A 25329-nucleotide genomic window follows, 5' to 3' on the forward strand; every position below is an offset into this window, starting at 1 on the left:
AAAGTTTCGCGACTGTATCAGTGCGCATTTGGCGTGGGCGATAGGGAACTACCCTAGCGCCGGGTAGGAGTTTCCCTGGCACGCCTGCAACTGAATCGTCCAATCACTCAACTTCTTTAATCTGCCTGGAGCTGTACATGAGCACTGCACGTCCTTCACTGGGGTTTGCCGGAATCGGCCTGATGGGATTGCCGATGTGTCGGCGTTTGTTGGCAGCGGGGTATCCGCTGACGGTATGGAATCGCTCGCCAGACAAGTGTGCCGAGCTGGTCAAGGCGGGTGCCCGCCAGGTCGCGACACCGGCCGAGTTGTGCCGGGACGCTGATGTGGTGTTGCTGTGCCTGGCCGATACGGCGGTAGTGCGCGATGTGGTGTTCGGCGCCGAAGGCGTGGCCAAGGGTGGCAAGGCCGGGCAACTGCTGGTGGATTTTTCCAGCCTGGAGCCCACGGCGACCCGGGAAATGGCGGCAGAACTGGCTGCGCTCTGTGGCATGAGTTGGCTGGATGCACCGGTTTCCGGTGGCACGCCGGGAGCCGAGGCAGGCACCTTGGCGATCATGGTCGGGGGCAATGCGCCAGACCTTGAAAAGGTGCGCCCGGTATTGCTGACACTGGGCCAGCGGGTCACGCACATGGGGCCAGTAGGGGCAGGGCAGGTGACCAAGGCCTGCAACCAGATGATCGTTGCCTGCAACGCCCTGGTCATTGCCGAAGTGGTGGCATTGGCCGAGCAGTCTGGTGTCGACGCCAGTCTGATCGCCGAGGCGCTGGCCGGAGGCTTTGCCGACTCCAAGCCCTTGCAGATCCTCGCGCCGCAGATGGCCCAGAGCTGCTTCGAGCCGGTCAAATGGCACGTGCGCACGTTGCTCAAGGATCTGGATACAGCGGTGAAGTTCTCCCGTGAGCAGGGTTCGGCAACCCCCCTCAGTGGCTTGGCCGCGCAGATGATGCGCCTGCACGGTAGTCAGGGTTATCTGCAAAAAGATCCGGCGACATTGATTGATCTGTACCGACGTAAGGATTGAAGCTGGCCAGCATGGGCTCGCGCTGCTCAAGCTTGCCGAAGATGGCCCGCAGCTCGCCCAGCGGCACCGGCCGGCTGAGCAGGTAGCCCTGGACAAAGTCGCAGCCTTGCTGGGCGAGGAACTGGTACTGCTCCAGGGTTTCCACGCCTTCAGTGACCACCTGCAGGTGCAGGGTGTGGGCCATGATGATGATTGCCTGGACGATCTCCATGTCCTGTCGGCTGTTTGGCAAATCCTGAATGAACGAGCGGTCTATCTTCAGGGTGTCCAGGGGCAGGCGCTTGAGGTAAGCCAGTGACGAGTAGCCTGTGCCGAAATCATCGATCGAAAGCGACACCCCCAGGGCTCGGATGTCCTTGAGCATCGCGACGGTGCTGTGAATGTTGCTCATCAGGGCGTTCTCGGTGACTTCCAGCTCCAGCTGGCTGGGCGCAATACCGGCCAGGCGCAGGGCATCTTCGACCTTACTGGGCAGCTCTTCGCATCCCAGGGTCAGGGCCGAACAGTTGACCGTGACTTTCAGCCCGCTGTAGCCATGGCGGCTCAGGTGGGCGACATCTTCGCAGGCATGGCGCATTACCCAGAGATCGAGCTCGGTGATCAGGCCATTGGCCTCGGCGATGCCGATGAAACGGTCCGGGCTGAGCAAGCCATGTTGCGGATGCTGCCAGCGAACCAAAGCTTCGAGCTTGGCTACTTGTCCTGTGTGCAGGTCGAAAATGGGTTGGTAGTGGATACGCAGCCCGCGCTCTTCGAGCAGCGCAATGCGCAGCTCTTCTTCCAGTTGCAGTTCGAGGGTGGCCCGGGCCTTGAGGGTGTTGTTGAAGAAGTTCAGGTTATTGCGTCCGCAGCCCTTGGATTGATACAGCGCCAGGTCGGCATTCTTGAGCAGCTCCTCGCAGGTACGGCCGTCGTCGGGGAACACGCTGATACCGATGCTGGTGGTCATGACCATGCGTCGTCCAGCCAGGTCGATCGGCTCCTTCATTTTTTGCATGATGCGTTGGGCCAGGTGGCGGGCCTCATCGCGGTTGTGCAGCGCTGTGAGGATGCAGAACTCGTCACCGCCAAAGCGCGCCACGACATCCTGGCTCCTGGTAGCCGCCTTGATGTAGCCGGCAATGACTTTGAGCAGCTCGTCGCCAGCGTCGTGGCCCAGGCTGTCGTTGATACGCTTGAAGTGGTCGATGTCGAGGAACATGACCGCCAGCATGCCCTCGTTGGTAGCTTGTTCGGCCAGCCGCTCGGCAAACACCTGGTTGAAGCCGCGGCGGTTGATCAGGTTGGTCAGGGCGTCGTAATGGGCCGCTTGCTGCAACGACACCCGGGCCTGGTCAAGTTGGCTGAGCAGCAGGTTGACTCGGCGCAGGTCATGCTCTTTGCTTTGCAGCTTCTGGTCGGACAATGCCGCACTGATGCTGCTGGCACTGATCAGCAAGGTGATGAAGGCAATGGTCAGGCTCAACTGCAGGCTGTTGTCGTCGGCCGCCAGGTTAACGCTGACGTCATTGGGAATGATCAGGGTCATGGCTGCCATGCCGGTGAAGTGCGTGGCGAAGATCCCCCCGGCCATCAACAGGCTGGCGCCGTACTTGAACAATTGGTGGAGCATGCCGCTGCCGTAGCGAAAGTAACGCGCCAGCACCAGTGCCAGCAGGCTGGTCGCGATGGCAACGGCGATGGAGGCGATGAACATGTCCGGGCGATAGAACTGTTGGGCGTTGGAGCGCATGGCCGCCATGCCGACGTAGTGCATGGCGCAGATGCCCAGGCCGATACACACGGCGGCCTGCAGGTAATGATGCGGTCGCAGCTGGCGATGTCCCAGGGTGTTCATCGCCAGCCAGCCGGCCAGCAGCATGATCATCAGCGACAGCCCGGTGAGGGCGTAGTCGTAGTGCACCTCGATCGAGGCCTGGAAAGCCAGCATGCTGATGAAGTGCAGGGCCCAGACGCCCCCGGCCAGGCAGCAGGCACCAAGCAGCCGCCATTGTCGCTGGGCGGCGGGTTGTTCGACATGGTTCAGGCGTTCAGCCATGCTCAGGGTGGCGAAGCTGCCGGCACCGGCGACCAGGAAGGCAAGTGCCACCAGGTAGGGGTTGTACTTGCACTCAAGAATGATCTGACCACCTGCCGGCAATTCGGCGAGCATCTGTAGCCCCAACCACTCCATAGCGCGCCTCTTAGTCGAGTTTTCACTCGTCCCCCAAAAGAGCCTGGAGACCGTTCTGGTGCAGTATAGAAAGCGGGAATTATCCCATCCTGATTAATGGCACTTTGACTTCTACGATTTGGTCATTGAATGCATAGCGATGTGTTCTAACGGTGCCAATCGTTCGCATTAACCGGTATCACCCCGGTCAATGGTGGCAGACAGACAAACGATGGCCCTCTAGATTCAGTTCGGCATGTGCAACGCCCCGAACACAATAATAACGAGGGACCGACCGATGCAGCGCTCCACTCAAGCGGACAATGCCTGGCGTATTCTTTTTTTGCTGTTTCTGGCCAATCTGTTCAATTTCTTCGATCGCACCATCCCCGCCATCATCATCGAGCCGATCCGCCTGGAGTGGCACCTCAGCGATTTGCAGATCGGCCTGATCGGCACTGCATTTACCCTGGTGTATGCCATTGCCGGTTTGCCGCTGGGGCGCATGGCCGACAATGGGTCGCGCAGCAAGCTCATGGGCTGGGGCCTGGCGGTCTGGAGCGGGCTGACTGCCGTCAACGGGATGGTGGGCAGTTTCTGGAGCTTCTTGCTGGTGCGTATGGGCGTGGGGATTGGTGAAGCCAGCTATGCCCCCGCGGCCAATTCGCTGATCGGTGATCTGTTTCCCGCCGAGCGTCGGGCACGGGCAATGGGGCTGTTCATGCTTGGCCTGCCGTTGGGGCTATTGCTGGCATTCTTCACCATTGGCGCCATGGTCGAGGCCTTCGATAGCTGGCGTGCGCCGTTTTTTATCGCGGCGGTGCCAGGGCTGCTGCTGGCGGTGTTCATGTTCATGATTCGTGAGCCTGCCCGCGGGGCTGCCGAAGTGGTGGCGATCTCACAGGCACCGGTGGACCGGCCGCTGCGCCGGGTACTGAGTGTGCCGACGTTCTGCTGGTTGGTGCTGGCGGGTCTGGCCTTCAACTTCGCCACCTACGCCGCCAACTCGTTCATGGTGCCGATGCTGCAGCGCTATTTCCTCTTGTCCTTGCAGCAAGCGGCGGTAGCTACCGGGGTGATTGTCGGCCTGACCGGGCTGGTGGGGTTGACCCTGGGCGGCTGGATCGCAGACAAGATTCATCAACGCTTTCCCACTGGCCGGTTGTTGTTCGGCGCATTCAGCATGCTGGTCTCCACCGTGGCCACGGCCTGGGCGCTGCATGCCGGTCGTATCGACATCGGCGTGTTTGTCGCCGTGTTCGGTGTGGGGTGGTTGTTTGCCTACAACTTCTACACCTGCGTCTATACCGCGATCCAGGATGTGGTGCAGCCACGTTTGCGCGCCACGGCCATGGCCTTGTTCTTTGCCGGTCTGTATTTATTGGGCGGCGGTTTGGGGCCGGTGGTGGTGGGGGCGCTGTCGGATCATTTCGCCAAGGCAGCGATGCTGGCAGCGGGAGAGGTGCAGATGAGCGAGGCGTTCAAGGCTGAAGGCCTGCACGATGCGATGTATCTGATTCCGGTGGCCTTGATGCTGACGCTGGTGTTTCTGTTGATGGCGTCGCGGTGTTTCAGTCGTGATGCGCAGCGGATGCGGGAGGGGATGGTGCTGGGGAGTGAAGAGAAAGGCGGTAAGTTGGTAGAGGCTTGAACGGCCCCATCGCCGGCAATGCCGGCAATGGGGCGACAAGGATCAACCCGCGACCAGTACTCGGATCGCTTCCAGGCGCAGCGCTGCTTTTTCGAGCATTGCCAGGCCTTGTTCACGCTGCTTGCGCAGGGCGTCGATCTCGGTGTCGCGCACGCTCGGGTTCACCGCTTGCAAGGCGGTCAGGCGAGCCAGCTCTTCGTCGGTTTCGGCAGCCAGTCGGCGTTGGGCCTCGGCAACCCGCTCGGCGTGGCGCGGCATGATTTTGGCTTCACCGCTGTTGATCCGGGGCGTCAGCACATCACGCTGGGCCTGGATGAACTTGTTGGCGCTGGCCTTGGGCACGCTTTCGAGCTGGTCGTTGAGGGTTTCGAACGATACCCGCGAAGCCAGGTCGTTGCCATTGCTGTCGAGCAGGCAGCGCAGCGCCGCCGGCGGCAGGTAGCGGCCCAGTTGCAGGGCGCGCGGGGCCACCACTTCGCTGACGTACAGAAGTTCGAGCAGCACGGTGCCGGGCTTGAGCGCCTTGTTCTTGATCAGCGCCACGGCGGTGTTGCCCATCGACCCGGACAGCACCAGGTCCATGCCGCCTTGAACCATCGGGTGCTCCCAGGTAATGAACTGCATGTCTTCACGAGACAGCGCCTGGTTGCGGTCGTAGGTGATGGTCACCCCTTCGTCGTCGCCCAGCGGGAAGCTGGCGTCGAGCATTTTTTCACTCGGTTTGAGGATAAGGGCGTTTTCCGAGTGGTCTTCGCTGTCGATGCCGAAGGCGTCGAACAAGGTTTCCATATAGATCGGCAGGGCGAACTGATCGTCCTGCTCAAGAATTGCCTCGACCAGGGCCTGGCCTTCGCCAGCACCACCGGAGTTGAGCTCCAGCAAACGGTCGCGGCCGCTGTGCAGCTCGGCTTCCAGGCGCTCGCGCTCGGCGCGGGCTTGATCGACCAATGCTTGCCACTCGCCGTCGTCACCGCTTTCAAGCAGCGGCAGCAGGCGTGGGCCGAACTGATGCTGAAGGGCGTTTCCGGTCGGGCAGGTGGCCAGGAAAGCGTTCAGGGCCTGGTCGTACCACTGGAACAGGCGCTCTTGCGGGCTATTTTGCAGGTACGGCACATGCAGCTCGATGGTGTGCTTCTGGCCGATCCGGTCCAGGCGGCCGATACGCTGTTCGAGCAGGTCTGGGTGGGCAGGCAGGTCGAACAGCACCAGGTGATGGGAGAACTGGAAGTTACGGCCTTCACTGCCGATTTCCGAGCAGATCAGTACCTGGGCACCGAATTCTTCGTCGGCGAAGTAGGCCGCGGCGCGGTCACGCTCCAGGATGCTCATGCCTTCGTGGAATACCGTGGCCGGGATGCCGGAGCGCACGCGCAGGGCGTCTTCCAGGTCCATGGCGGTTTCGGCGTGGGCGCAGATCACCAGGACCTTGACCCGCTTGAGCATCTTCAGGGTATCGATCAGCCAGTCGACCCGTGGGTCGAAGCGCCACCAACGCTCCTCTTCGGCGATCTCGCCCTGCGCCTGGAAGGCCACTTCCGGATACAGCTCGGCGTGCTCGCCCAGCGGCAGTTCCATGTACTGGTCAGGGTTCGCCAGCGGGTACGGGTGCAGGTTGCGTTCAGGGAAACCCTGGACCGCAGCGCGGGTGTTACGGAACAGCACGCGACCGGTGCCGTGGCGATCAAGCAGTTCGCGAATCAGGCGGGCGCTGGCCTGGGTGTCGCCATCGCTGACTGCCGCCAGCAAGGCCTCACCTTCGGCGCCCAGAAAGCCCTGGATGGTGGCGTGGGCCTTGTCCGACAGGCGACCTTCGTCGAGCAGCTCCTGAACGGCTTCGGCAACCGGGCGATAGTGCTCGCTCTCGGCGCGGAAGGCGGCCAGGTCGTGGAAACGGTTCGGGTCGAGCAGGCGCAGGCGGGCGAAGTGGCTGTCCTGCCCCAGCTGCTCGGGGGTGGCGGTGAGCAGCAGCACGCCAGGAATGACCTGGGCCAGTTGCTCGACCAGGCCGTACTCGGGGCTCACCTGGTCTTCATGCCAGACCAGGTGGTGCGCTTCGTCCACGACCAGCAAATCCCAGCCAGCGGCGAACAGCGCGTCCTGGGCCTTCTCGTCTTCGGTCAGCCACTCCAGGGCAACCAGCGCGAGCTGGGCGTCTTCGAAGGGGTTGCTGGCATCGCTTTCGATAAAGCGCTCGGCATCGAACAGGGCGACCTGCAGGTTGAAACGGCGGCGCATTTCTACCAGCCACTGATGCTGCAGGTTTTCGGGAACCAGGATCAGCACACGGCTGGCGCGGCCGGTCAGCAGTTGGCGGTGGATCACCAGGCCCGCTTCGATGGTCTTGCCCAGGCCTACTTCGTCGGCCAGCAGAACCCGCGGGGCGATACGGTCGGCGACTTCGCGGGCAATGTGCAGTTGGTGGGCGATAGGCTGGGCGCGCGTGCCACCCAGGCCCCAAAGCGACGATTGCAACTGGCGGCTGGTATGTTCCAGGGTGTTGTAGCGCAGCGAGAACCATGGCAGCGGGTCGATCTGCCCGGCGAACAGACGGTCGCTGGCCAGGCGGAACTGAATGAAGTTCGACAGCTGGGTTTCAGGCAGGGTGCGGGCCTGGTTCTCGCCATCGAGGCCGTGGTAGACCAGCAGGCCGTCGACGTCATCGACTTCGCGTACGGTCAGCTTCCAGCCTTCGAAATGAGTGATCTGGTCGCCAGGCGAGAAGCGCACCCGGGTCAGGGGCGCATTGCGCAGGGAGTACTGGCGGGTGTCGCCAGTGGCCGGGTAGAGCACGGTCAACAAGCGGCCGTCCTGTGCCAGAACGGTCCCCAGACCTAGCTCGGCTTCGCTGTCGCTGATCCAGCGTTGCCCCGGTTGATACTGCTGCGCCATACTGCCTGACTCCCGCCATGAAAAAGCCGACTATCTTAACGGATAGGACTGGTACAGACCAAAGAGTCTAGCAATATATTCACCCCGACCGGCTCAAGGCCATCGAATAGCAGCCGACACATTGGCGACAGGAGACCACCCCATGCTGCCGCCCCTTATTCCGCTCAGTGCCGCACCCGTGACGTCGCAACTGGACCCGGTCAAGCCGACGCCGGACATCAAGCCGGTGGTGCCTGCCCAGCCGAGCTCAAGCGACGGCGCCATCGACCTCAAGCACCGCGATCCGCAACAAGCGGCGCTGCTGCTGCGTGAGGAGCAGCAACGCCGGCAGGGCCGGCATCAGTCGAATGGGGAGCAAGGGCAGTATCAGCCCGTGCCGGGCGATGAGGTCAATGCCGACAACACCGTGCCGGTCGCGCCACTGATGGACGATCAGCCTCGCCAGGGGCTGCTGGTGGACATCGAAGTCTGAAACGCTGCGCCCGCACTGGTCAGACCCGGTCGCAGCCTTCATTATTAGGCAATCGCCGTCCGCTTCCTGAGCCAGACCATGAGCCAAGATGACAACCTGATCGACCTCGGTGCCGAACGCGCCCGACGCGTCCACGACCTCAATGAAAAACGCCTGAACGAAGTGCGCCAGGCGTTCGAACAGGCCATGCCACTGGGCAAGGTCAAGAAGAAGCCCAAGGGCAAACCCAAGAAGCGTTGAAAACTTGATGCAGGTCAAGCCTGCACCTGCCTCCCGCGCGCGCTTCAGGGCGCCATTGACCTCGGTCAATTTCCTCTCGCCGTCCATTCGATACCTTGAGCCCATCAGACAGGTGCAGGCAAATGGAGGCCGACATGTTCTTCGATAATGTGGTTATCGCTGGAGTAGTTACAGTCGGCCTGATGTTGCTGTTCTTCGTTGGATTTGGAATTTTCATCTGGAAGGACTCGACCAAGCGCAAGCAGCGCTGATCCTTCCAGATACACGGGCACGCAAGGCATTTAGGGCGACTTAGGTCGCCCATTTTTTTTGCCCGCAGAAAACCTGCTGGCGCGGGCTGCGAGGACTTGTCAGAAAGCTTGATGGTTAGCTAGCTAATTATTAAGCTTCAATCCTTCTGCTTCATCCTGACTATCTTTACATCACTGCCCCTCTAGGTTCATCCCGTGCCCATCACTTTGCAGGCCCTGCTGGCGCCGAACAAGCTCGCTATGCAATTTGCCCTCAAGACGTTGCTGGGGGGCGGCCTGGCCTTGTGGCTGGCCTTGCGCTGGGGGTTGGAGCAGCCGGCCTGGGCGCTGATGACTGCCTTCATCGTGGCCCAGCCGCTGTCGGGCATGGTCGTGCAAAAAGGTCTGGCGCGGCTGTTCGGCACCTTGGTCGGTACCATCATGTCGGTGGTATTCATCGGCCTGTTCGCCCAGACGCCCTGGCTGTTCTTGCTGGCCCTGGCCTTGTGGCTGGCGCTGTGTACGGCCTGTTCGACGCTGCTGCGCAGTGCCTGGGCATATTCATTTGTATTGGCCGGCTACACCGTGGCGATCATTGCCCTGCCGGCGATCGGTCATCCGCTGCTGGTGTTCGATCAGGCCGTGGCGCGTTGCACCGAGATCTGCCTGGGCATTGTCTGCGCGACCGCCACCAGCGCCTTGCTCTGGCCCATGCGGGTCGAGCAACAGCTCGGCGGGCAGGCGCGCCAGGCCTGGACCAATGGCTTGCAGGCGGCCAGCGCCACCCTGACAGGTGAAGAACAGGCCCGCAAAGGGTTGCTGGAGATTCTCGGACGTATCGTCGCGGTCGATGCCCAGCGCGAACACGCCTGGTTCGAAGGGCGACTGGGGCGGCAGCGGGCCCGGGCGATTCGCGGCTTGAGCCAGAAGTTGCTGGTGCTGCTGCGCATTGCCCGCTCGGTGCGTCGCCAGTGGCAGCAGCTGGACGAATGCCAGGCCTTGCACTTGCAACGCTGGCTCGACGAGGTCCGCAGTGCGCTGGCGACACCTGATCAAGCGGGCCTGCTGTTGTTGCGTCAGCAGGTCTGGGATGCCGCCCATGACGAAACCATCAGCTCGGCCGAGCACTATTGCCTGGCCCGCCTGACCCTGCTGCTGGATACGGCGATGGCCGCCACCCTGGCACTACGGGCCGTAGAGGAGGGCAAGGCGCCGGTGGATGTACCCGATAGCCTTGCCGCGCACCGCGACGTGCCGCTGGCATTGTTGTTCGGCTCGCGTAGCGCCCTGGCGTTTCTGGCCATGGCCAGCTTCTGGCTGGCCACGGCCTGGACCGCGGCGCCCGGCGGTTTGGTACTGACGTGTGTGGTCTGCAGTCTGTTCGCCAGCCGCGAGAACGGCGCGCAGATTGGCATGAGCTTTTTGCGCGGCATTCTTCTGGCGATACCCGTGGCGTTCTTTGTCGGGCAGATCCTCCTGCCGCAGTGGAACGGCTTTCCCATGCTTTGCATGGCCATGGGGGTGCCCTTGTTCTTTGGTGCGCTGGGCATGGCCAATCCGCGTATCGGCGCCACGGCCACCTCCTATTGCCTGCACTTCATCGTGCTGGTGGCGCCGCTCAATGCCATGAGGTTCGAAGTGGCGACCTTCCTCAACAGTGCCCAGGCCATGCTGATCGGCGTGGGCGCGGCAGTGCTGGCCTTCAAGTTGCTGGTGCTGCGCAACCCAGCCTGGCACGGCCGCCGCCTGCGCGCGGCGACGCAGAACGACCTGGTGCGCTTGACCCGTCGTGAGCTGCGTGGGGCCGAGACCTGGTTCGGCGGCCGGATGGCTGACCGCCTGCTGCAGTTGGCCCGGCATCACAGCGCCTTGCCGGAGCAGGACCGCAGCCGCTGGGACGATGGTGTGCATGGGCTGGACATCGGCGATGAACTGTTGCACCTGCGCCATTGCCTGGCCGTGGCGCAGGCGCCAGTAGCGGCTGCCGAACGCCACTACTTGCAACAGCTCGAGGCAGTGCTGGCGCGGGGGCCAGCCGCGGGTCGGGGCCAGCGCCTGGACCAGGCCAGCGAGGAGTTCATCAAGGCCTTGCAAAGCCAGCCGCCCAGCGACGCGTTGCGCCTGGCGGTCGGGGCCGTGTTGCAGCTGCAACGCAGTTGGAGCAAGTGGTGTCGACGTCAGGAGGAAATCCATGGGCTTGCGTGAATGGTCGCTGGGCGGTGTGTTGCTCAGCCCGTTTCTGATTTATGTCGTGCTGGCGCTGCTGGTGACCGGCGTGGTGCGCCTGTTGCTGCGCCTGACACCGTTGGGGCGCTGGATCTGGCATGAAGCCTTGTTCGACTGTGCGCTGTTCATTTGTGTATTGACCCTGGTGACCCTTGGGCTGGGGCCTTTGTAAGGAGTGTGATCCATGCGTGCACTAGTACGTGTCGCAGTAACTCTGTGCCTGGTGGCGGTGGCGATTTTTGCCGGCTGCAAGCTCTGGCAGTACTACATGCTCACCCCCTGGACCCGCGATGCGAAAATTCGCGCCGACGTGGTGATCATCGCCCCCGACGTTTCGGGGTGGGTGCGCGAGCTCAAGGTCCAGGACAATCAGCAGGTCAAGGCCGGTGATTTGCTGATGTCTATCGATCGTGACCGTTTCGAAGCGGCCCTGGAAAAGGCCAATGCCGTGGCTGAAACCCGCCAGCACCAATTGCGCCTGCGTGAGCACGAAGCCTCCCGGCGCCTGGCCCTGGGGCCCCAGGCAATCAGTGCCGAACTGCGCGAGAATGCCCAGATCAATGCGGCGGTGGCGCGCGGCCAACTGCGCGAAGCGCAGGCCGAAGTCGCGGAGGCTGCCATCAACTTGGCCCGCAGCCAGGTCAAGGCGCCGCGCGATGGCCATATCACCAACCTGCGCCTGGCCGAGGGCAATTTCGTCAATGCCGGGCAGCCAGTCATGGCCTTGATCGACGACTCGACCTTCTATGTACAAGCCTATTTCGAAGAGACCAAGTTGCCACGGATTCGTGTCGGTGATCCGGTCAAGGTGTGGCTGATGAGCGCCGGCGAGCCCATGCAGGGACATGTCGAAAGTATCAGCCGCGGTATCACTGACCGAAATGCCAACCCCGACAGCCAATTGCTTGCCGAGGTCGAGCCGACCTTCAACTGGGTACGCCTGGCTCAGCGCATTCCCGTGCGGATCAAACTGGACCAGATCCCCGAGGGCATGCCCCTGAGCGCTGGCATGACGGCCAGCGTCCAGGTGCGCGAAGACCAGCGCTGAATCAGAGGAACATGCCGCCGGACACTTCCAGGCGTTGACCGGTGACCCAGCCAGCGCCATCACCGAGCAGCAAGGCGACGGCGGCGCCTATGTCATCCGGCAGGCCGACTCGCCCCAGCGCGGTGTTGCCGGCAATGAAATCGTTGACGTCGGCATTGTCGCGCACCACACCACCGCCGAAGTCGGTCTCGATCGCACCTGGCGCGAGTATGTTGACGCGTATGCCGCGGGCACCCAATTCCTTGGCCTGGTAGCGGGTCAGCACTTCCATGGCGCCTTTCATCGCCGCATAGGCGGCGTAGCCGGGGAGGGCGAAGCGGGTCAGGCCTGTGGAGATATTCACGACCCGGCCCTGATCGGCAATCAGGGGTAGCAGGTGCTGGGTCAGGAAGAACGGACCCTTGAGCTGGATATTGCACAGTTGGTCGAACTGCGCCTCTGTGGTTTCACTGAACGGTGCATTGATGCCGATGCCTGCGTTGTTCACCAGGAAATCCAGCTGTTCGCAGCCGAAGGTCGACTTCAGGGTGCGTCGCAGCTGTTCGACGAATCCGGCAAAGCTTGCACTGTCGCCGACATCCAGTTGCAGCATGGCGGCGCGCACGCCTTGTTGCTCGAGCGCCTGCACCAGTTCCTGGGCGTCCTGGGCTTTGCTGTTGTAGGTGCCGATAATGTCGATGCCCTGTGTGGCCAGGTGCTGTGCGGTATTTTTGCCCAGGCCGCGGCTGGCACCGGTGATCAATGCGATTTTGCGATTCATGGTCTGCACCTCGGGGGTAAACAGGGGAAGTCGATAAAAGTCTATTGGTCGTCTGGGTGCAGATAAATCCGCGGATTTCGGAAATACTGATCGGCATCAGCGAACAATCGAGCCTGCGGCCATGAACAAGTTGGAGTTGCTGCGAACCTTTGTCCGGGTCAGCGAGCTGTCGAGCTTCACCCTGGCCGGAGAGAGCCTGGGATTGCCGCGCTCAACGGTTTCGGAACAGATCCGGGCCCTCGAAACCCTGCTCGGCACACGCTTGCTCAACCGCACCACGCGGCGAGTGCAGGCGACCCAGGACGGCTTGCACCTGTACGAGCGTAGCAAGGACCTGTTGTCGCGCATGGATGAGATCGAAGGGTTGTTCCATAGCGATGAAGCAGCGCTCAGTGGGCGTTTGCGGGTCGATCTGCCGACCTTGATGGCACGCCGTATCGTGCTGCCCAACCTGCCTGAGTTCATGGCCCGTCATCCGGGGGTGGAGCTTGAGCTCAGTTGCACGGACCGGCAGGTCGACCTGGTGCGCGAAGGGTTCGACTGCGTGCTGCGCATTGGCACCTTGACTGACCTTGATCTGGTGGCCCGGCCCTTGGGCAGTCTGGCGCAGATCAACTGCGCAAGCCCGGGGTATGTGCAACGTCATGGCACCCCGACGTGCCTGGCCGACCTGCATCGACACCAGTTGATCCACTATGTCAGGAACCTGGGCAGTCGCAGCGCGGGCTTCGAGTACCTGCAGGCGGGTACCTTGCAGGTTCAACCCATGGCTGGAGCAATCACTGTCAACAGCGCGGAGGCCTACGAGAGTGCATGCCTTGCCGGGCTTGGGTTGATCCAGGCCCCGGCGGCGGGGCTGCAGGGTTATCTGGAGCGGGGCGAGCTGGTGGCGCTGCTGGCGGATTTTGTGGCGCCGCCGTTGCCAGTGTCGTTGCTCTACGCCCGGCAACAGCACGTGCCGCACCGCCTGAGGGCGTTCATGGAGTGGCTGGTGGCGTTGCTTGAGCCTCGTCTCGATCCAGCGGCAGACGGAAGCTGAACAGGGTTCCGGCCTCCCGGCTCGAAATCACCTCCATTCGCCCGCCATGGGCCAGGGCGATCTGGTTGGCGATGTACAGGCCAAGGCCCAGGCCGGATTGGGGCGTATCGCTGTGGGGGCGGGCGAATGGCTGAAACAGCTGCGCCAGCACATGCGCAGCAATAGGCTCGCCGAAGTTGAGCACGCCGAGCACGAACACCCGGTCCCGAATCTGTGCACTGACCTCCACGGGTTGGTCCTGTGCACCATGGTTCAAGGCGTTGGCAAGCAGGTTGGACAGCAGCTGGGTGACCCGCTCGCGATCACAACTCAAGCCACTCAGGTCGCCAATGTTCAGCGTGATCTGCCGTTGCGGGTGCACCCGCTGCAGCTCCGAGGCGACATGGGTGAGGGCCTCACCCAGGTCGGGGCAGGGCTGGACGGTGACGGTAATGCCATTGCCCAGACGCCCCCGGGCGAAGTCCAGAACATCGCATACCAGCTGTGTGGCGCGTCGCCCGCAGGTGAGAATGTGCTGGGCAATGGCCCGGCTTTTTTCTTCTTCGAGGCGCTGGGTCAGCAGTTCTGCCCCGGCGGTGATCGCGAACAGCGGATTGCGCAGGTCATGGCCGAGCACGGCGATGAACTGCTCGCGCAGGTCGGCCAGGGCGCGTTCCTTCTGCAGGGCTACTTCGGTTTTCTGGGCGTTCTCTTCGCTTTCGATCTGGATCGACAGCAGTCGGGCAAACGACTCCATCATCGGCTGGATAGCACTGCCCTTGAGGGTGGCGGGGGTTGGGTCCAGGGCGCAGATGGTGCCGAAGAAGCTGCCGTCGACGCGGAACACCGGCACGGAAATATAGCTTTCGAACTTGTACAGGCGTGGCGTGTGGTGGTTGCAGTAGAGTTCGTCGTCGCTGGCCTTGTCTATGACGATGGTTTGGTGGCTGTTGCGTATTTCGTGGCACAGCGTGGTGACCAGATCCAGTTCACCACCCACCTTCAGGCCAAATCCGAGGGTGTCGAGCACGGCGCAGGCGACCCAGCGGGTCTCGGTCACCCGGGCCACGGCAGCAAAGCGCAGGCCTGTGGTTTCGCAGATGACCTGCAAGATGGCGGGGACTGCATTGATGCGGCCAATGGTGGCGATGTCAGAGGTAACGGCGTTGCTCATGAATCTTCCGCTGTGACAAAAAAAGGGCGTGGGATAAGTCTAGCGATCAACCCGGGCCTGAGTGAAAAATCCGTAAGCGCAGCGGAACAATTTCCATTAACCTTGGCGCTCGAGTCGCTCCGCCAGAGAGCCACCGCCCGCCCTGCGTGCAAGTCCCTTTCTAAACGTGAGGTTAGACATGCACATCACATCCCAGGACATCTGCGCCGCCGCCGATCAGCTCAAGGGGTTCGTCGGATTCCACCGCAAGCTTGGCAAGCATATCGTGCGCTTCAGCGAAGACTCCTTCGGCATGGACGTCGCCGATGACAGCATCACCCCCAGCAGCGAATTTGTCTGGCAGGCCGGTAATGGCGAGGTCATGACCTTGAGCCGAGCGCTCATCGAGATCCTCCTGGCGCAGAATGTCGATGAACGCCTGAATATCAGTGAGCCGCTGCGAGTCTACCTGCGCCGGCGCGACTTGCCGGAGATCGCCGCGCAGCGGCAACTGCGGGGGTAAAGGCGGTGCTACGCCGCCCACACCGCGGGACGCCTCGCGGCCCAGGGCAGTGCTTGCTCCAGTTGCCCGGCCAGGCTCAACAGCAGGGCATCACCGGCTGCGCCGGCGCTGAACTGCATGCCGATCGGCAAGCCACTGGCCGGGTCCTGGTACAAGGGCACCGACATTGACGCTGTGCCACAGATGTTGGCCAAGGCCGTAAAGGGCGAATGGTCGAACACTCGGTGCATCCAGCCAAGGCCATCGAGTTGTTCCTGGCCGGCGTTGTAGGCGCCGATCACGGCGGGAAATTCAGCAAGGCTCGGGCTGAGCAGCACGTCATGGCGCTGGAAGAAACCGGCCATGCTCCGACTGACCAGGTTGCGTTGGTCCATGGCCGCCAGCAGGTCGGTGGCGCGCAAGGCTTTACCGTATTCATGCATGGCCAGGGTGGCGGGTTCCAGCCAGTCGCCGTTGAGCGGGCGACCTGTTTCGCTGCTCAGTGCCTCGAGCCAGGCTGAGGTGTTGGTCGCCCAGAAGCAGGCATTCATCTGCACGAACGCATCCCAGCCGAGCCCCATATTCGGTTCGATCAGCTCGCAGCGATGACCCAGACCCTCCAGTGTTGTCACCAGGGAGTCCAGGGCCAGGCGCATCGCGTCGTTACTGCGCTTGCCATTGAGCGGATGTTGCTGCACGGCGATGCGCAGCGGCCGGGGAGCCTGGGCAACGGCGTTGAAGTAGTGGCCGGGGGGGAAAGGGAGCGGGATGGGGTCGCCAGGCTCGTTCCCGGCCATGCAATCGAGCAGCAGCGCACTGTCACGCACCGAGCGGCTGAGCACGCCTTGCACGGCCAGACCATTCCACGCCTCATCCAGGTACGGCCCCATGGAGATCAGGCCACGGCTGGGCTTTAGGCCAAACAGGCCACAGGCCGCCGCCGGGACCCGGATCGAACCGCCACCGTCGGTGGCGTGGGCCACCGCGACCATGCCGCTGGCGACTGCCGCCGCCGAACCACCGCTGGAGCCGCCCGCACTGCGGTCCAAGTCCCAGGGGTTGCGGGTTGGGCCGCAAAGCCTTGATTCGGTGGTGGTGCTGATCGCCAGTTCCGGCGTTGTGGTGCGGCCCAGGGTCACCAGGCCAGCGCGGCGAAAGCGCTGCATCAGAAAGGAGTCCGCTTCGCTGCGCGTGCCTTGGGCCAGGCGGCTGCCGAACTCATGGGAGCGGCCCTGCATGCTGATGGCCAGGTCCTTGATCAGCAAGGGGACGCCATGCAGGGGGGCGTCGCAGTGAGCGGGGAGGGGTTCATCCCGCCAGTGTTCGGCCAGGGCGTTGACCTGGGGTTCGACGGCTTCGATTGCCCGGTGCGCCGCCTGGATGACCTCGTTGCTACTGACTTCTCCTTGGGCAATCAGGCCCGCCAGGCCGATGGCATCGAATTCCACGTATTCTGAAACCTTCATCTTGGACTCCCGTTACAGCAGCGGTTGACGATAGAATACCGATGGGTATCGAACGATACCCATCGGTATAGATTGATACTAACCGGTATCGTCGTCAACTGGAGCCTGTCCATGCGTTCGCAACGAATCGCCCGCCTACCGCCTCGCGAGCGTGTACTCGACGCCGCCCACGAGCTGTTTTTCAATGAGGGCATCAGCCGTGTCACGGTCGATGCCATTGCCGCCAAGGCCGAAACCACGAAGATGACCGTGTACCGGCATTTTGAGTCCAAGGACACGTTGGTACTGTCCTGGCTGCAACTGCTGATGGAGGAGTACGACGCTGTGTGGGCCGAGCTGGCGGAGCGTTTCGCCGGACAGCCGGCGCGCCAGATCCTGGGCTTTGCCGAGTTTCTGGTGCAGGAGCCGGTGTTGTCGTCGCACCGAGGCTGTGCCTACACCAACACCCTGGCGGAGCTGCCGGTTTGCGACAGCCCGGCACGGACGCTGATCGAAGCGCACAAGCGCAGGCAAGCGAATCGGTTGGTGCGCCTGTGCGAAGAAAGTGGTCTGGAGGAGCCGCAGATGGCGGCCTTCGAACTGACTTTGCTGTTGGAGGGGGTGCAGATCGTCGCGCAGAACAAGGGCTTTGATGACGTTGCGAGCAACCTGCTGACCCTGGTGCGCAAGCGCCTGGGGCTGGCGCCGAACTAGGAGGCACCGGAGCGGCTGCTGTCGTGGTCGAGCAGCAGTTGCTCGAAAGCCATTTTGTCGACCGGCTTGCTCAGGTAGTAGCCCTGGACCTCATGGCATTTTTCCTTGCCCAGCGCCTTGAGTTGCTGCTCGGTTTCTACGCCTTCGGCGGTGACGGTCAGGCCCATGGCCTTGCCCAGGTTGATGATGGCCTGGACCACCGCACGGTCATTGCTGTCGCTGCTCAGGCCTGCGATGAAGCGCTTATCGATCTTGATGCTGTCGAAGGGGTAGGTACGCAGGTAGCCCAGCGATGAATAACCGGTGCCGAAGTCATCCATGTTCAGGCGCACCCCCAGTTCCTTGAGGGCCGTCATGGTACCCAGGGCGCCCTCGATGTCGTTGAGCATAACGTTCTCGGTAATCTCCAGCTCCAGGCGCTGAGCCGGGAAGCCGGTCTGGACGAGGATTGCATAGACATCGCTGACCACATCGCTGCGGGAGAACTGCGCAGGCGAGAGGTTGACCGATACCAGCAGATGTTGCGGCCAGTTGCGCGCCGTTTCGCAGGCTTCACGCAGAACCCAGCGCCCCAGGGGCACGATGAGGTCGGTCTGTTCTGCGAGGGGGATGAACGTGTCCGGGCCCAACAACCCCTCAATGGGATGTTGCCAGCGTACCAAGGCTTCCACCGAGACGATTTCCAGCGTCTCCAGGCGATAGCGTGGCTGAAAGTGCAGGACGAACTCATTATTTTTAAGGGCCTTGCGCAAGTCGTTTTCCAGTTGGCGGCGGTACTGGATCTGCTCGTTCATCTCTGGCGAGAAATAACGCCAGGTGTTCTTGCCATCGGCCTTTGCCTGGTACAGGGCAATATCGGCGCAGCGAATCAGTTCACCGGCATCAAAGCCCTGCAGGCGGGTCTGGGCCACCCCGAGGCTGGCACCGATGTGCAGCGCCTGTTCCTCGAAGTGGATTGGCTGGTGCAGGCTGTCGATCAGGCGGGCGCAGAAGCGGTCGATCTCATTGCGGCTGTCCATGCCGTTCATCACCAGGACGAACTCGTCGCCACCCAGGCGTGCCACCAGGTCCCCGTCGCGGGTCGATTCGCGCAGGCGCACGGCGACCTCCAGCAGCACGGCGTCACCGGCGGCATGGCCGAGGGAGTCGTTGATCGGCTTGAAGCTGTCCAGGTCCAGCAGCAACAGTGTCAAGGGCGGGGCCTCCTGGCCCTTGAGCAGCGCCTGCTCGAGAAAGCGCGAAAGTTTGTTGCGGTTGGCAAGGCCTGTGAGCGCATCGTGCATCGACAAATGCTGAATGCGGGCATGGGCGGCAACCTCATCGGTGATGTCGCTGGCAGTGCCCCGAAAGCCGGCCAGCTTGCCGTCGAGCATGATCGAGCGTGCCGAGACCCGGCAAAAGCAGAGCTGGCCATTCTGATCGCGGTAGGCGCAGCGAAGATTGGCCATTTGCTGTGGATCGGGATCGGCCTGGCTATCCAGCCATAGCGTCAGTGGCGTGGTCTCGCAACTGAGCAACTGGTTGATCGGTTGGCCCAGCCAGTCTTCGGTCTTGTAGCCGGTGACGGTGACGAAGCGCTGGGAAAGATAGCTCAGGCGTTGGAAGCGGTCGGTTTCCCAGATCCAGTCCGACGCCGCCTCGGCTACCGCACGAAAGCGCTGCTCGCTGGCCTCCAGGGCCAGGTTGGTCGATTGCAGGCTTCGCAGCGAGCTGTCGATTTGCCGTGCGGTGCGCAAGGCATAGCGAAAGAAGTAGACCATCAGCAGACCCAGCACCAGCATCGCCCCCAGCAAGGGGGGCAGCACGGCCCAGAGCAATTGGTCGCCGGGGCGCGGCGTGAGCCACTCCAGGCGGTAGCCGGTTTCGCCCAGGGCCAGGCTGGATTGATCGTCTGCCAGGGCACCTGCTTTTTCGATGCGCATGCCGCTCACGCCGGCCCCGGCTCCCAGGTCGTTGAGTTTCTCGGGGGTCAGCTGGTCGACGAACATCATCACCGAGGTGGTGCGCGGATCAATGCCCAGTTGCTCGTCGTCGGGGCGGATGGCGGCGGCCACCACTACTGCCGGCCAACCATTGAACAGCACATACCGGTTGATTTGCTGGCGCTCGGTGGCGACGCTACGCGCCTGGGCAATGATCGGTGCCAAGGCTTCTTCTATATAAGTACTGGCCGGTGCATTGCTGAGCTGGCCTTTGAACAGGGCGTATTTCGTGCGTTGGTCATCGACCACAAACACCCCTTCAAATCCGCTGGCGGTGTATAGCGAGTCACCGACGTTCTTCTGTTCATAAGCCCAGGCCAGGTCGGGGGTGCCATTGAGGTGGTCGTAGGCGGCATCCCATACCGCATAGCTGGAGAGAAACTGCCGAGAAGCTTCAAGTCGCTGCTCCAGCGCCTTATGAGCATAGAAGCTGCTTTTTTCGCGTTCGCTGGCGTTCAGCGAGAAGGCAATGTTGAACAGGGCACCGAGGGCGATCAGACACGCCAAGGCAAATAGTACAGCGATACCGGCTATGAGTTTACGCGTCTGCAGGTGAGGGGGCGGGCTGGTGGGCGAATCGTCGACAATCCTGTCCATGCACGTGCTGCTCCTTGGTGAGTTGCACCCTGGCGGCCGTGCCGCAGGGGCGAACGTTCACTCAGGATAGGCCAGCTTCAGGGGCGCGAGGTCCAACTGGGCAAAATTGACTTGATCGCGTCCGCTGTTTTTCGCCGTGTACAGGGCCTTGTCCGCTTCGTTCAACCAGGCCTCCGCCGAGCTCAGGCTGGCGTCGTAGCTGGCAAGGCCAATGCTCAGGCTGATGCGCAGGGCCGGTAACTGCGGATTGCGGTAGCTACTGATCTGTTCGCGTAGTCGCTCCATGCTCAGGCGGGCGTGTTCCAGGCTGGTGTCGGGGAGAATCAGACAGAACTCATCGCCACCATAGCGACCGGCCAGGTCATCCTCGCGCAAGTTGCGCTTGAGCTCGCTGCTGAGTTGGCTCAGCACGCAGTCGCCCACGACATGGCCGTATGTGTCATTGATGGACTTGAAGTGATCGATGTCGATGATCGCGATGACTGCGCCGCAGTGCTGTTGCTGGCAGGCCTGGAACCTCAGTTGCAACAGGTCTATCCACGCACCGTGATTGAGCAGGCCGGTCAGGCTGTCGGTCCGACTCAGGGCGCTGAGACGACGCTTGTGGTCGGACAGCTTCATGGCCAGGCGATAACAGACCCAGCCGACAGCCATCGGGTAGAGGGTCAGCATGGGCAGGCAGGCGTAGACCTGCAGAGAGGTCGCTTGCAGTTGAAGCCCCGCGCCGAACAAGGCGATGGACAGGGCGGCACCCAGGCCCTGGGCGAGCAAGCCCTTGAGAAACAGGCGTTGGCCGCCGGCAGCGAAATTGTTCATCGCCATCATCGAGAGAATGGTGACGCTGGGCAGCGGATTGAAGTGCAGGGTTGCCGCCCAGAAACCGCCCATCAGCGAATCGGTCAGCAGATTGCGGTACTCGGCGTGATAGGGAACCGGGGCACGTCGGGCAAGCTGATAGGCCAGGTGCGGCCAGAGCAGTCCGTTCACCAGCAGCAACCCCCAGATCCACTGTGGCTTATCCAGGGTCGAGATACCGGCCATTACACTGAACATGCCGATGCCCAGGCCGATAATGCGCGGCGGGTATATCCTTCTTACAAATGAAAGTCCCTTGCCGTTCTTGTTGTCCATCATGGTTGCTGGCCTGTCCTGGGGCGCCGTTTATCGCATGGCAGCGGTGAATATTGTCGAACAATCGCACGCTACTGAAAAATGGCCTTATAGGCCATTTCATAGTTGATGCAATCACCTTGGGGTACCATGAAACTTACGCTCATCCTTGGAGTGCTTCTGCTCATGGCCCCTTTGACCCCACAGGCTGGTGAACCGGCGCAACGCCAGGATGGGCGCTATCACAACCTGCGGCAGTTGCCCCAGGACAGCGCGTTCAAGAAGCTGCGCATCGGTTTGAAGTTTCTGTTTCTCAGCAAACCACCGGGCACCCGGCCGGATGTGGCGATTGCCGTACAGCCCCTGAGTCGCCAGCAACTGCTGGAGGCTCCGGATCGCAGCTTGTGGCGGCTGGGGCATTCCACGGTACTGCTGAAACTGCGCGAACGCTTCTTCATCACCGACCCGGTGTTCGCCGAGCGCGCCTCACCGGTGCAATGGGCCGGGCCGCAACGCTTCCATCAGCCTCCGCTCACGCTCGACCAACTGCCGCCGCTGACAGCAGTGATCCTTTCCCATGACCACTATGATCACCTCGATGAGCACGCCATTCGGCAATTGGCTGATCGTGCCGAGCATTTCATCGCGCCGCTGGGGGTTGGTGACTTGCTGATCGACTGGGGTGTGCCGGCGAACAAGGTGCAGCAGCTGGACTGGTGGCAGGAAACCCGGATCGAGGGCCTTCGTTTCGTGGCGACGCCGGCGCAGCACTTTTCCGGGCGCGGGTTGTTCGACAGCAACAGCAGGCTATGGGCGTCGTGGGTCATTCTGGATGACAGCCTGCGGCTGTTCTTCAGTGGCGATACCGGTTACTTCGAGGGCTTCAAGCAGATTGGCGAGCGGTTTGGGCCCTTCGATGTGACCTTGATCGAAACCGGTGCCTACAACCGTGACTGGCCCAACGTCCATATGCAGCCCGAGCAAAGCCTGCAGGCGCATCAGGACCTGCGCGGACGCTGGCTGCTGCCGGTGCATAACGGCACCTTTGATCTGTCCACCCACAGCTGGCATGAACCTTTCGATCGTATTCTGGCCCTGGCCAATGCCGCGCAGGTGCCGCTCAGTACGCCGCAGATGGGCGAGCGGGTGAGCCTGGATCATCCTCATGGTGGCCCGGCCTGGTGGCTACCCAAGCCACAGCGTCAGCTCCAAGGCGCGGGCGAGCGAGTCATGGCCATGAAGGACCTGTAGACGGCGCTACTTCTCTGTGGGAGTGCGCGCTTTATCTTCTTTTTTGTCCAGTAGTCGGGAGGGTGGCTTGCCGCTGTCGCTGCGCACCTGGGCATGGCTGATCAACGCGAAGATGAAGCTGCCGCCGATGATGTTGCCGACCAGGGTGGGAGCGGCAAAGTCCAGCCAGAAGGTTTGCCAGCTGACTTCGCCGGCCCAGGCCAGGTACGAGACTTCCACCGAGCCGACCACGATATGGGTGAAGTCGCCCAGCGCCATGAGGTAGGTAATCATCAGGATGATCCAGATCTTGGCGTGCTCCATGGAGGGGATCATCCAGACCATGGTGGCGATCATCCAGCCCGAGATGATGCCCTTGGCGAACATCTGGTTCAGGTCGTTTTCCATCACCTTGCGACCGACGTCGAGAAAGGCCTCGTCGGTCTTGCTGTCGAAGATCGGCAGGTACAGCATCACGTAGGAGACCAGTATGGTGCCCGCGAGGTTGCCGAGCAGCACCACTGACCATAGACGCAGCAGGCGTCCGACGTTGTTCAGCGTCGGGTCGGTCATTACCGGCAGCACGGCGGTCAGGGTGTTTTCGGTGAACAGTTGCTGGCGAGCCAGGATGACTGCAAGAAAGCCGGCTGAATACCCGAGGCTGGCGATGACCTGGCTGCTGTCTCCCTCGGGCAGGCGCGCATAGAAAAGCCCCATGGCCATCATCGACAGGCCCATGCTCAACCCGGCCGCCAGTGCCGACCACCACAGGGCGGCGAGTGTACGCTCCAGTTCCTGATCACCCTGGTAGCGAATGATCTCGTGCAACACGGCGGCGCGTGGGGGTTGGTTGTGGCTGACTTCCTGCTCTTCATCCGCCGACAGGCCTGGGGTCTTGCCGTTTTCTGTATCGCTCATGGCTATGGCTCGCGTGGAGGGCCTTCTCTACAGATCGACGGTGAGCGGATTAGTTGCCTGCCTCCAGCGCCTCGAGTGCAAGTTGTGCCACGTTCAGGCGAGGGGCGGCTTGCTCATGCAGGTCGTCTTCGAGGAACCAGGCAGCGGATAAACCGCACCAGGCAACGATCCATTGCAACATTCGCTCGCGCGGTAGCGCGGCGACCTGGCAGACAAGCGCCAGTCGTTGCTTAAAGAGCCTTGCATCTGTCGCGATGCGGGGGGAGGGATTGCAGAACAGGTTGGCGTAGTCGAATGTGCGTTCACCATAGAGGCACTTGGGATCGATGGCCCGCCAGCCGCGTGCGCCGAAGTCCAGTACATTGCCGTGGTGGACATCGCCGTGGAGCACGCATTCGTCTCGTGGGGTGGCCAATAACTGTTGAGCCATTTGGGCACTGCATCTATAGATACCGCCAAATGCGTCGGCGGCAGGCCACAAGCTGTTGAACCAGGATGTCAGCTCAATCAGTGGTAGTGCGGGCCTGTTGCGCGGGGCATGCAACTGCGCAACGGTCTGGCACAGGATACGGGTGGCGAGTTCATCACGTCCTTGCTCGCAATACTCGGTCAAGGAGTCCGGGCCCAGCGCGCGTTCCAGCAGCAGGCCGTTGTCGGCATGAGCCAATACCTGCGCAGCGCCTTTGCCGTTCCACCAGGTCATCACTTCGGCGCCGTGTTGTTCTTCGCGTGCCTGGGCGACTTTAAGCATTGCGGGCCCGCCTTGGTACAGCACTGCAAGCAGATGGCTGCTGGCGGTAACGATGGGGGGACCATCGGGAATCAACTGCCAGCGCTGAAGGTAGGGTTCGAACATGGAGGTTTCCCTGAAGTGATGTACCTATATAGAGGTATTTGAGACAAAGTTGAAATAAGTCCTTGACGCGCCGTTTTATCTCTCTATAATTCGCCCCACTTCCGGCGTAGTCGGAACCGAAAACTCCTTGAGTTTCAAAGAGTTAGCGGTTTCAGGTGGTGCTGGAGGGGCTTCGATCGAAAGATCGGCAGCGGTGAAAAAGGTGGTTGACAGCGAATTGAAACGCTGTAGAATTCGCCTCCCGCTGACGAGAGATCGCAGCGAGTTAAGCGGTTGAAGTTGAAAGGCTTTTTGCTAAAAAACTTCAAAATAAACGCTTGACACACTCTGAGGAAAGCGTAGAATGCGCGCCTCGGTTGAAGCGAAAGACTTCAGCCAACGCTCTTTAACAATCGAATCAAGCAATTCGTGTGGGTGCTTGTGAGCTCAGACTGATAGTCAAAAAGATTATCAGCATCACAAGTGACTACACGAGAAGTCGAAAGACTTCGAATAAGTCATTTGAGATTGCTGAGCCAAGTTTAGGGTTTTCTCAAAACCCAAGCAGTATTGAACTGAAGAGTTTGATCATGGCTCAGATTGAACGCTGGCGGCAGGCCTAACACATGCAAGTCGAGCGGATGACGGGAGCTTGCTCCTTGATTCAGCGGCGGACGGGTGAGTAATACCTAGGAATCTGCCTGGTAGTGGGGGACAACGTTTCGAAAGGAACGCTAATACCGCGCATACGTCCTACGGGAGAAAGCAGGGGACCTTCGGGCCTTGCGCTATCAGATGAGCCTAGGTCGGATTAGCTAGTTGGTGAGGTAATGGCTCACCAAGGCGACGATCCGTAACTGGTCTGAGAGGATGATCAGTCACACTGGAACTGAGACACGGTCCAGACTCCTACGGGAGGCAGCAGTGGGGAATATTGGACAATGGGCGAAAGCCTGATCCAGCCATGCCGCGTGTGTGAAGAAGGTCTTCGGATTGTAAAGCACTTTAAGTTGGGAGGAAGGGCATTAACCTAATACGTTAGTGTTTTGACGTTACCGACAGAATAAGCACCGGCTAACTCTGTGCCAGCAGCCGCGGTAATACAGAGGGTGCAAGCGTTAATCGGAATTAC

21 protein-coding genes and 1 rRNA gene (1 of these 22 cut by a window edge) are annotated in these 25329 nt (G+C 61.6%); 13 read left to right on the forward strand and 9 right to left on the reverse strand.

The features are described 5' to 3' along the window. Positions 1 to 137: 137 nt before the first annotated feature. Positions 138 to 1025: an NAD(P)-dependent oxidoreductase gene (locus NPS58_RS10415; protein ID WP_274115264.1), complete on the forward strand. Its 888-nt coding sequence runs from the start codon at positions 138 to 140 to the stop codon at positions 1023 to 1025. On the opposite strand, the gene NPS58_RS10420 is transcribed toward NPS58_RS10415, so the two are convergent. Continuing rightward, entirely contained in the window at positions 925 to 3198 is a 2274-nt protein-coding gene (locus NPS58_RS10420; protein ID WP_274115265.1) for a putative bifunctional diguanylate cyclase/phosphodiesterase, read from the reverse strand. The two genes, NPS58_RS10415 and NPS58_RS10420, sit on opposite strands and share 101 nt — an antisense overlap. A 235-nt stretch (positions 3199 to 3433) precedes the next feature. On the opposite strand from NPS58_RS10420, the gene NPS58_RS10425 reads away from it, so the two are divergent. Then, positions 3434 to 4828, forward strand: coding sequence for an MFS transporter (locus tag NPS58_RS10425; protein WP_337994258.1), 1395 nt, complete (start codon positions 3434 to 3436; stop codon positions 4826 to 4828). A 42-nt stretch (positions 4829 to 4870) separates the two neighbouring features. On the opposite strand, the gene rapA is transcribed toward NPS58_RS10425, so the two are convergent. Then, positions 4871 to 7717 carry an RNA polymerase-associated protein RapA gene (rapA, locus tag NPS58_RS10430; protein ID WP_274115267.1) on the reverse strand — a complete coding sequence of 949 codons (2847 nt, stop codon included), beginning with the start codon at positions 7715 to 7717 and terminating at the stop codon, positions 4871 to 4873. 142 nt (positions 7718 to 7859) lie between these two features. Between rapA and NPS58_RS10435 the strand changes: the two genes are divergently transcribed. From NPS58_RS10435 to NPS58_RS10455, 6 genes are all read left to right on the forward strand, one after another. Then, on the forward strand, positions 7860 to 8189 hold the full coding sequence (locus NPS58_RS10435) for an aspartate-semialdehyde dehydrogenase (RefSeq protein ID WP_274115268.1): 330 nt from the start codon (positions 7860 to 7862) through the stop codon (positions 8187 to 8189). Positions 8190 to 8267: 78 nt separating this feature from the next. Next, positions 8268 to 8429, forward strand: coding sequence for a hypothetical protein (locus NPS58_RS10440; RefSeq protein ID WP_165957326.1), 162 nt, complete (start codon positions 8268 to 8270; stop codon positions 8427 to 8429). A 134-nt stretch (positions 8430 to 8563) separates the two neighbouring features. Beyond that, positions 8564 to 8680 carry a cytochrome c oxidase subunit CcoM gene (gene ccoM, locus NPS58_RS29475; protein WP_279843962.1) on the forward strand — a complete coding sequence of 39 codons (117 nt, stop codon included), beginning with the start codon at positions 8564 to 8566 and terminating at the stop codon, positions 8678 to 8680. 195 nt (positions 8681 to 8875) lie between these two features. After that, positions 8876 to 10864, forward strand: a complete 1989-nt coding sequence (locus NPS58_RS10445; RefSeq protein WP_274115269.1) for an FUSC family protein — start codon at positions 8876 to 8878, stop codon at positions 10862 to 10864. Beyond that, complete coding sequence (locus tag NPS58_RS10450; protein ID WP_274115270.1) at positions 10851 to 11057, forward strand: DUF1656 domain-containing protein; 207 nt, start codon at positions 10851 to 10853, stop codon at positions 11055 to 11057. Before NPS58_RS10445 ends, NPS58_RS10450 begins: the two co-directional genes overlap by 14 nt. A gap of 12 nt (positions 11058 to 11069) precedes the next feature. Beyond that, positions 11070 to 11933, forward strand: coding sequence for an efflux RND transporter periplasmic adaptor subunit (locus tag NPS58_RS10455; RefSeq protein WP_274115271.1), 864 nt, complete (start codon positions 11070 to 11072; stop codon positions 11931 to 11933). A 1-nt stretch (position 11934) separates the two neighbouring features. Here the strand turns inward: NPS58_RS10455 and NPS58_RS10460 are convergent, their stop codons facing one another. Beyond that, positions 11935 to 12693: an SDR family NAD(P)-dependent oxidoreductase gene (locus tag NPS58_RS10460; protein WP_274115272.1), complete on the reverse strand. Its 759-nt coding sequence runs from the start codon at positions 12691 to 12693 to the stop codon at positions 11935 to 11937. 121 nt (positions 12694 to 12814) lie between these two features. Between NPS58_RS10460 and NPS58_RS10465 the strand changes: the two genes are divergently transcribed. Further along, entirely contained in the window at positions 12815 to 13732 is a 918-nt protein-coding gene (locus tag NPS58_RS10465; RefSeq protein WP_274115273.1) for a LysR family transcriptional regulator, read from the forward strand. Here NPS58_RS10465 and NPS58_RS10470 read toward each other — a convergent pair. Continuing rightward, positions 13671 to 14885, reverse strand: a complete 1215-nt coding sequence (locus NPS58_RS10470; protein WP_274115274.1) for a GAF domain-containing sensor histidine kinase — start codon at positions 14883 to 14885, stop codon at positions 13671 to 13673. The genes NPS58_RS10465 and NPS58_RS10470 overlap by 62 nt on opposite strands. A gap of 178 nt (positions 14886 to 15063) precedes the next feature. Here NPS58_RS10470 and NPS58_RS10475 point away from each other — a divergent pair, with 178 nt between their 5' ends. After that, a complete protein-coding gene (locus NPS58_RS10475) occupies positions 15064 to 15387 on the forward strand; it encodes a DUF2025 family protein (protein WP_274115275.1) in 324 nt (107 codons plus the stop codon). Positions 15388 to 15395: 8 nt separating this feature from the next. On the opposite strand, the gene NPS58_RS10480 is transcribed toward NPS58_RS10475, so the two are convergent. Further along, positions 15396 to 16832, reverse strand: a complete 1437-nt coding sequence (locus NPS58_RS10480; RefSeq protein ID WP_274115276.1) for an amidase — start codon at positions 16830 to 16832, stop codon at positions 15396 to 15398. 111 nt (positions 16833 to 16943) lie between these two features. On the opposite strand from NPS58_RS10480, the gene NPS58_RS10485 reads away from it, so the two are divergent. Then, the gene (locus NPS58_RS10485) at positions 16944 to 17525 is read left to right on the forward strand and encodes a TetR/AcrR family transcriptional regulator (RefSeq protein ID WP_274115277.1); all 582 of its coding nucleotides are present in this window, start codon (positions 16944 to 16946) and stop codon (positions 17523 to 17525) included. On the opposite strand, the gene NPS58_RS10490 is transcribed toward NPS58_RS10485, so the two are convergent. Both NPS58_RS10490 and NPS58_RS10495 read right to left on the reverse strand, forming a co-directional pair. After that, on the reverse strand, positions 17522 to 20104 hold the full coding sequence (locus NPS58_RS10490; protein WP_274115278.1) for a bifunctional diguanylate cyclase/phosphodiesterase: 2583 nt from the start codon (positions 20102 to 20104) through the stop codon (positions 17522 to 17524). The two genes, NPS58_RS10485 and NPS58_RS10490, sit on opposite strands and share 4 nt — an antisense overlap. A 57-nt stretch (positions 20105 to 20161) precedes the next feature. Further along, positions 20162 to 21238, reverse strand: a complete 1077-nt coding sequence (locus tag NPS58_RS10495; protein ID WP_274115279.1) for a diguanylate cyclase — start codon at positions 21236 to 21238, stop codon at positions 20162 to 20164. 126 nt (positions 21239 to 21364) lie between these two features. Between NPS58_RS10495 and NPS58_RS10500 the strand changes: the two genes are divergently transcribed. Then, entirely contained in the window at positions 21365 to 22465 is a 1101-nt protein-coding gene (locus tag NPS58_RS10500) for an MBL fold metallo-hydrolase (protein ID WP_274115280.1), read from the forward strand. 6 nt (positions 22466 to 22471) lie between these two features. Here NPS58_RS10500 and NPS58_RS10505 read toward each other — a convergent pair whose 3' ends face one another. Both NPS58_RS10505 and NPS58_RS10510 read right to left on the reverse strand, forming a co-directional pair. Then, positions 22472 to 23362 carry a formate/nitrite transporter family protein gene (locus NPS58_RS10505; RefSeq protein WP_274115281.1) on the reverse strand — a complete coding sequence of 297 codons (891 nt, stop codon included), beginning with the start codon at positions 23360 to 23362 and terminating at the stop codon, positions 22472 to 22474. 49 nt (positions 23363 to 23411) lie between these two features. Next, positions 23412 to 24218, reverse strand: coding sequence for an aminoglycoside phosphotransferase family protein (locus NPS58_RS10510; protein ID WP_274115282.1), 807 nt, complete (start codon positions 24216 to 24218; stop codon positions 23412 to 23414). Positions 24219 to 24769: 551 nt separating this feature from the next. On the opposite strand from NPS58_RS10510, the gene NPS58_RS10515 reads away from it, so the two are divergent. Further along, positions 24770 to 25329: ribosomal RNA gene (locus tag NPS58_RS10515) — 16S ribosomal RNA — on the forward strand; it runs 979 nt beyond the window's last position.

Origin of the sequence: Pseudomonas putida, assembly GCF_028682455.1 — a bacterium.
Lineage (GTDB): Bacteria > Pseudomonadota > Gammaproteobacteria > Pseudomonadales > Pseudomonadaceae > Aquipseudomonas > Aquipseudomonas putida_AA.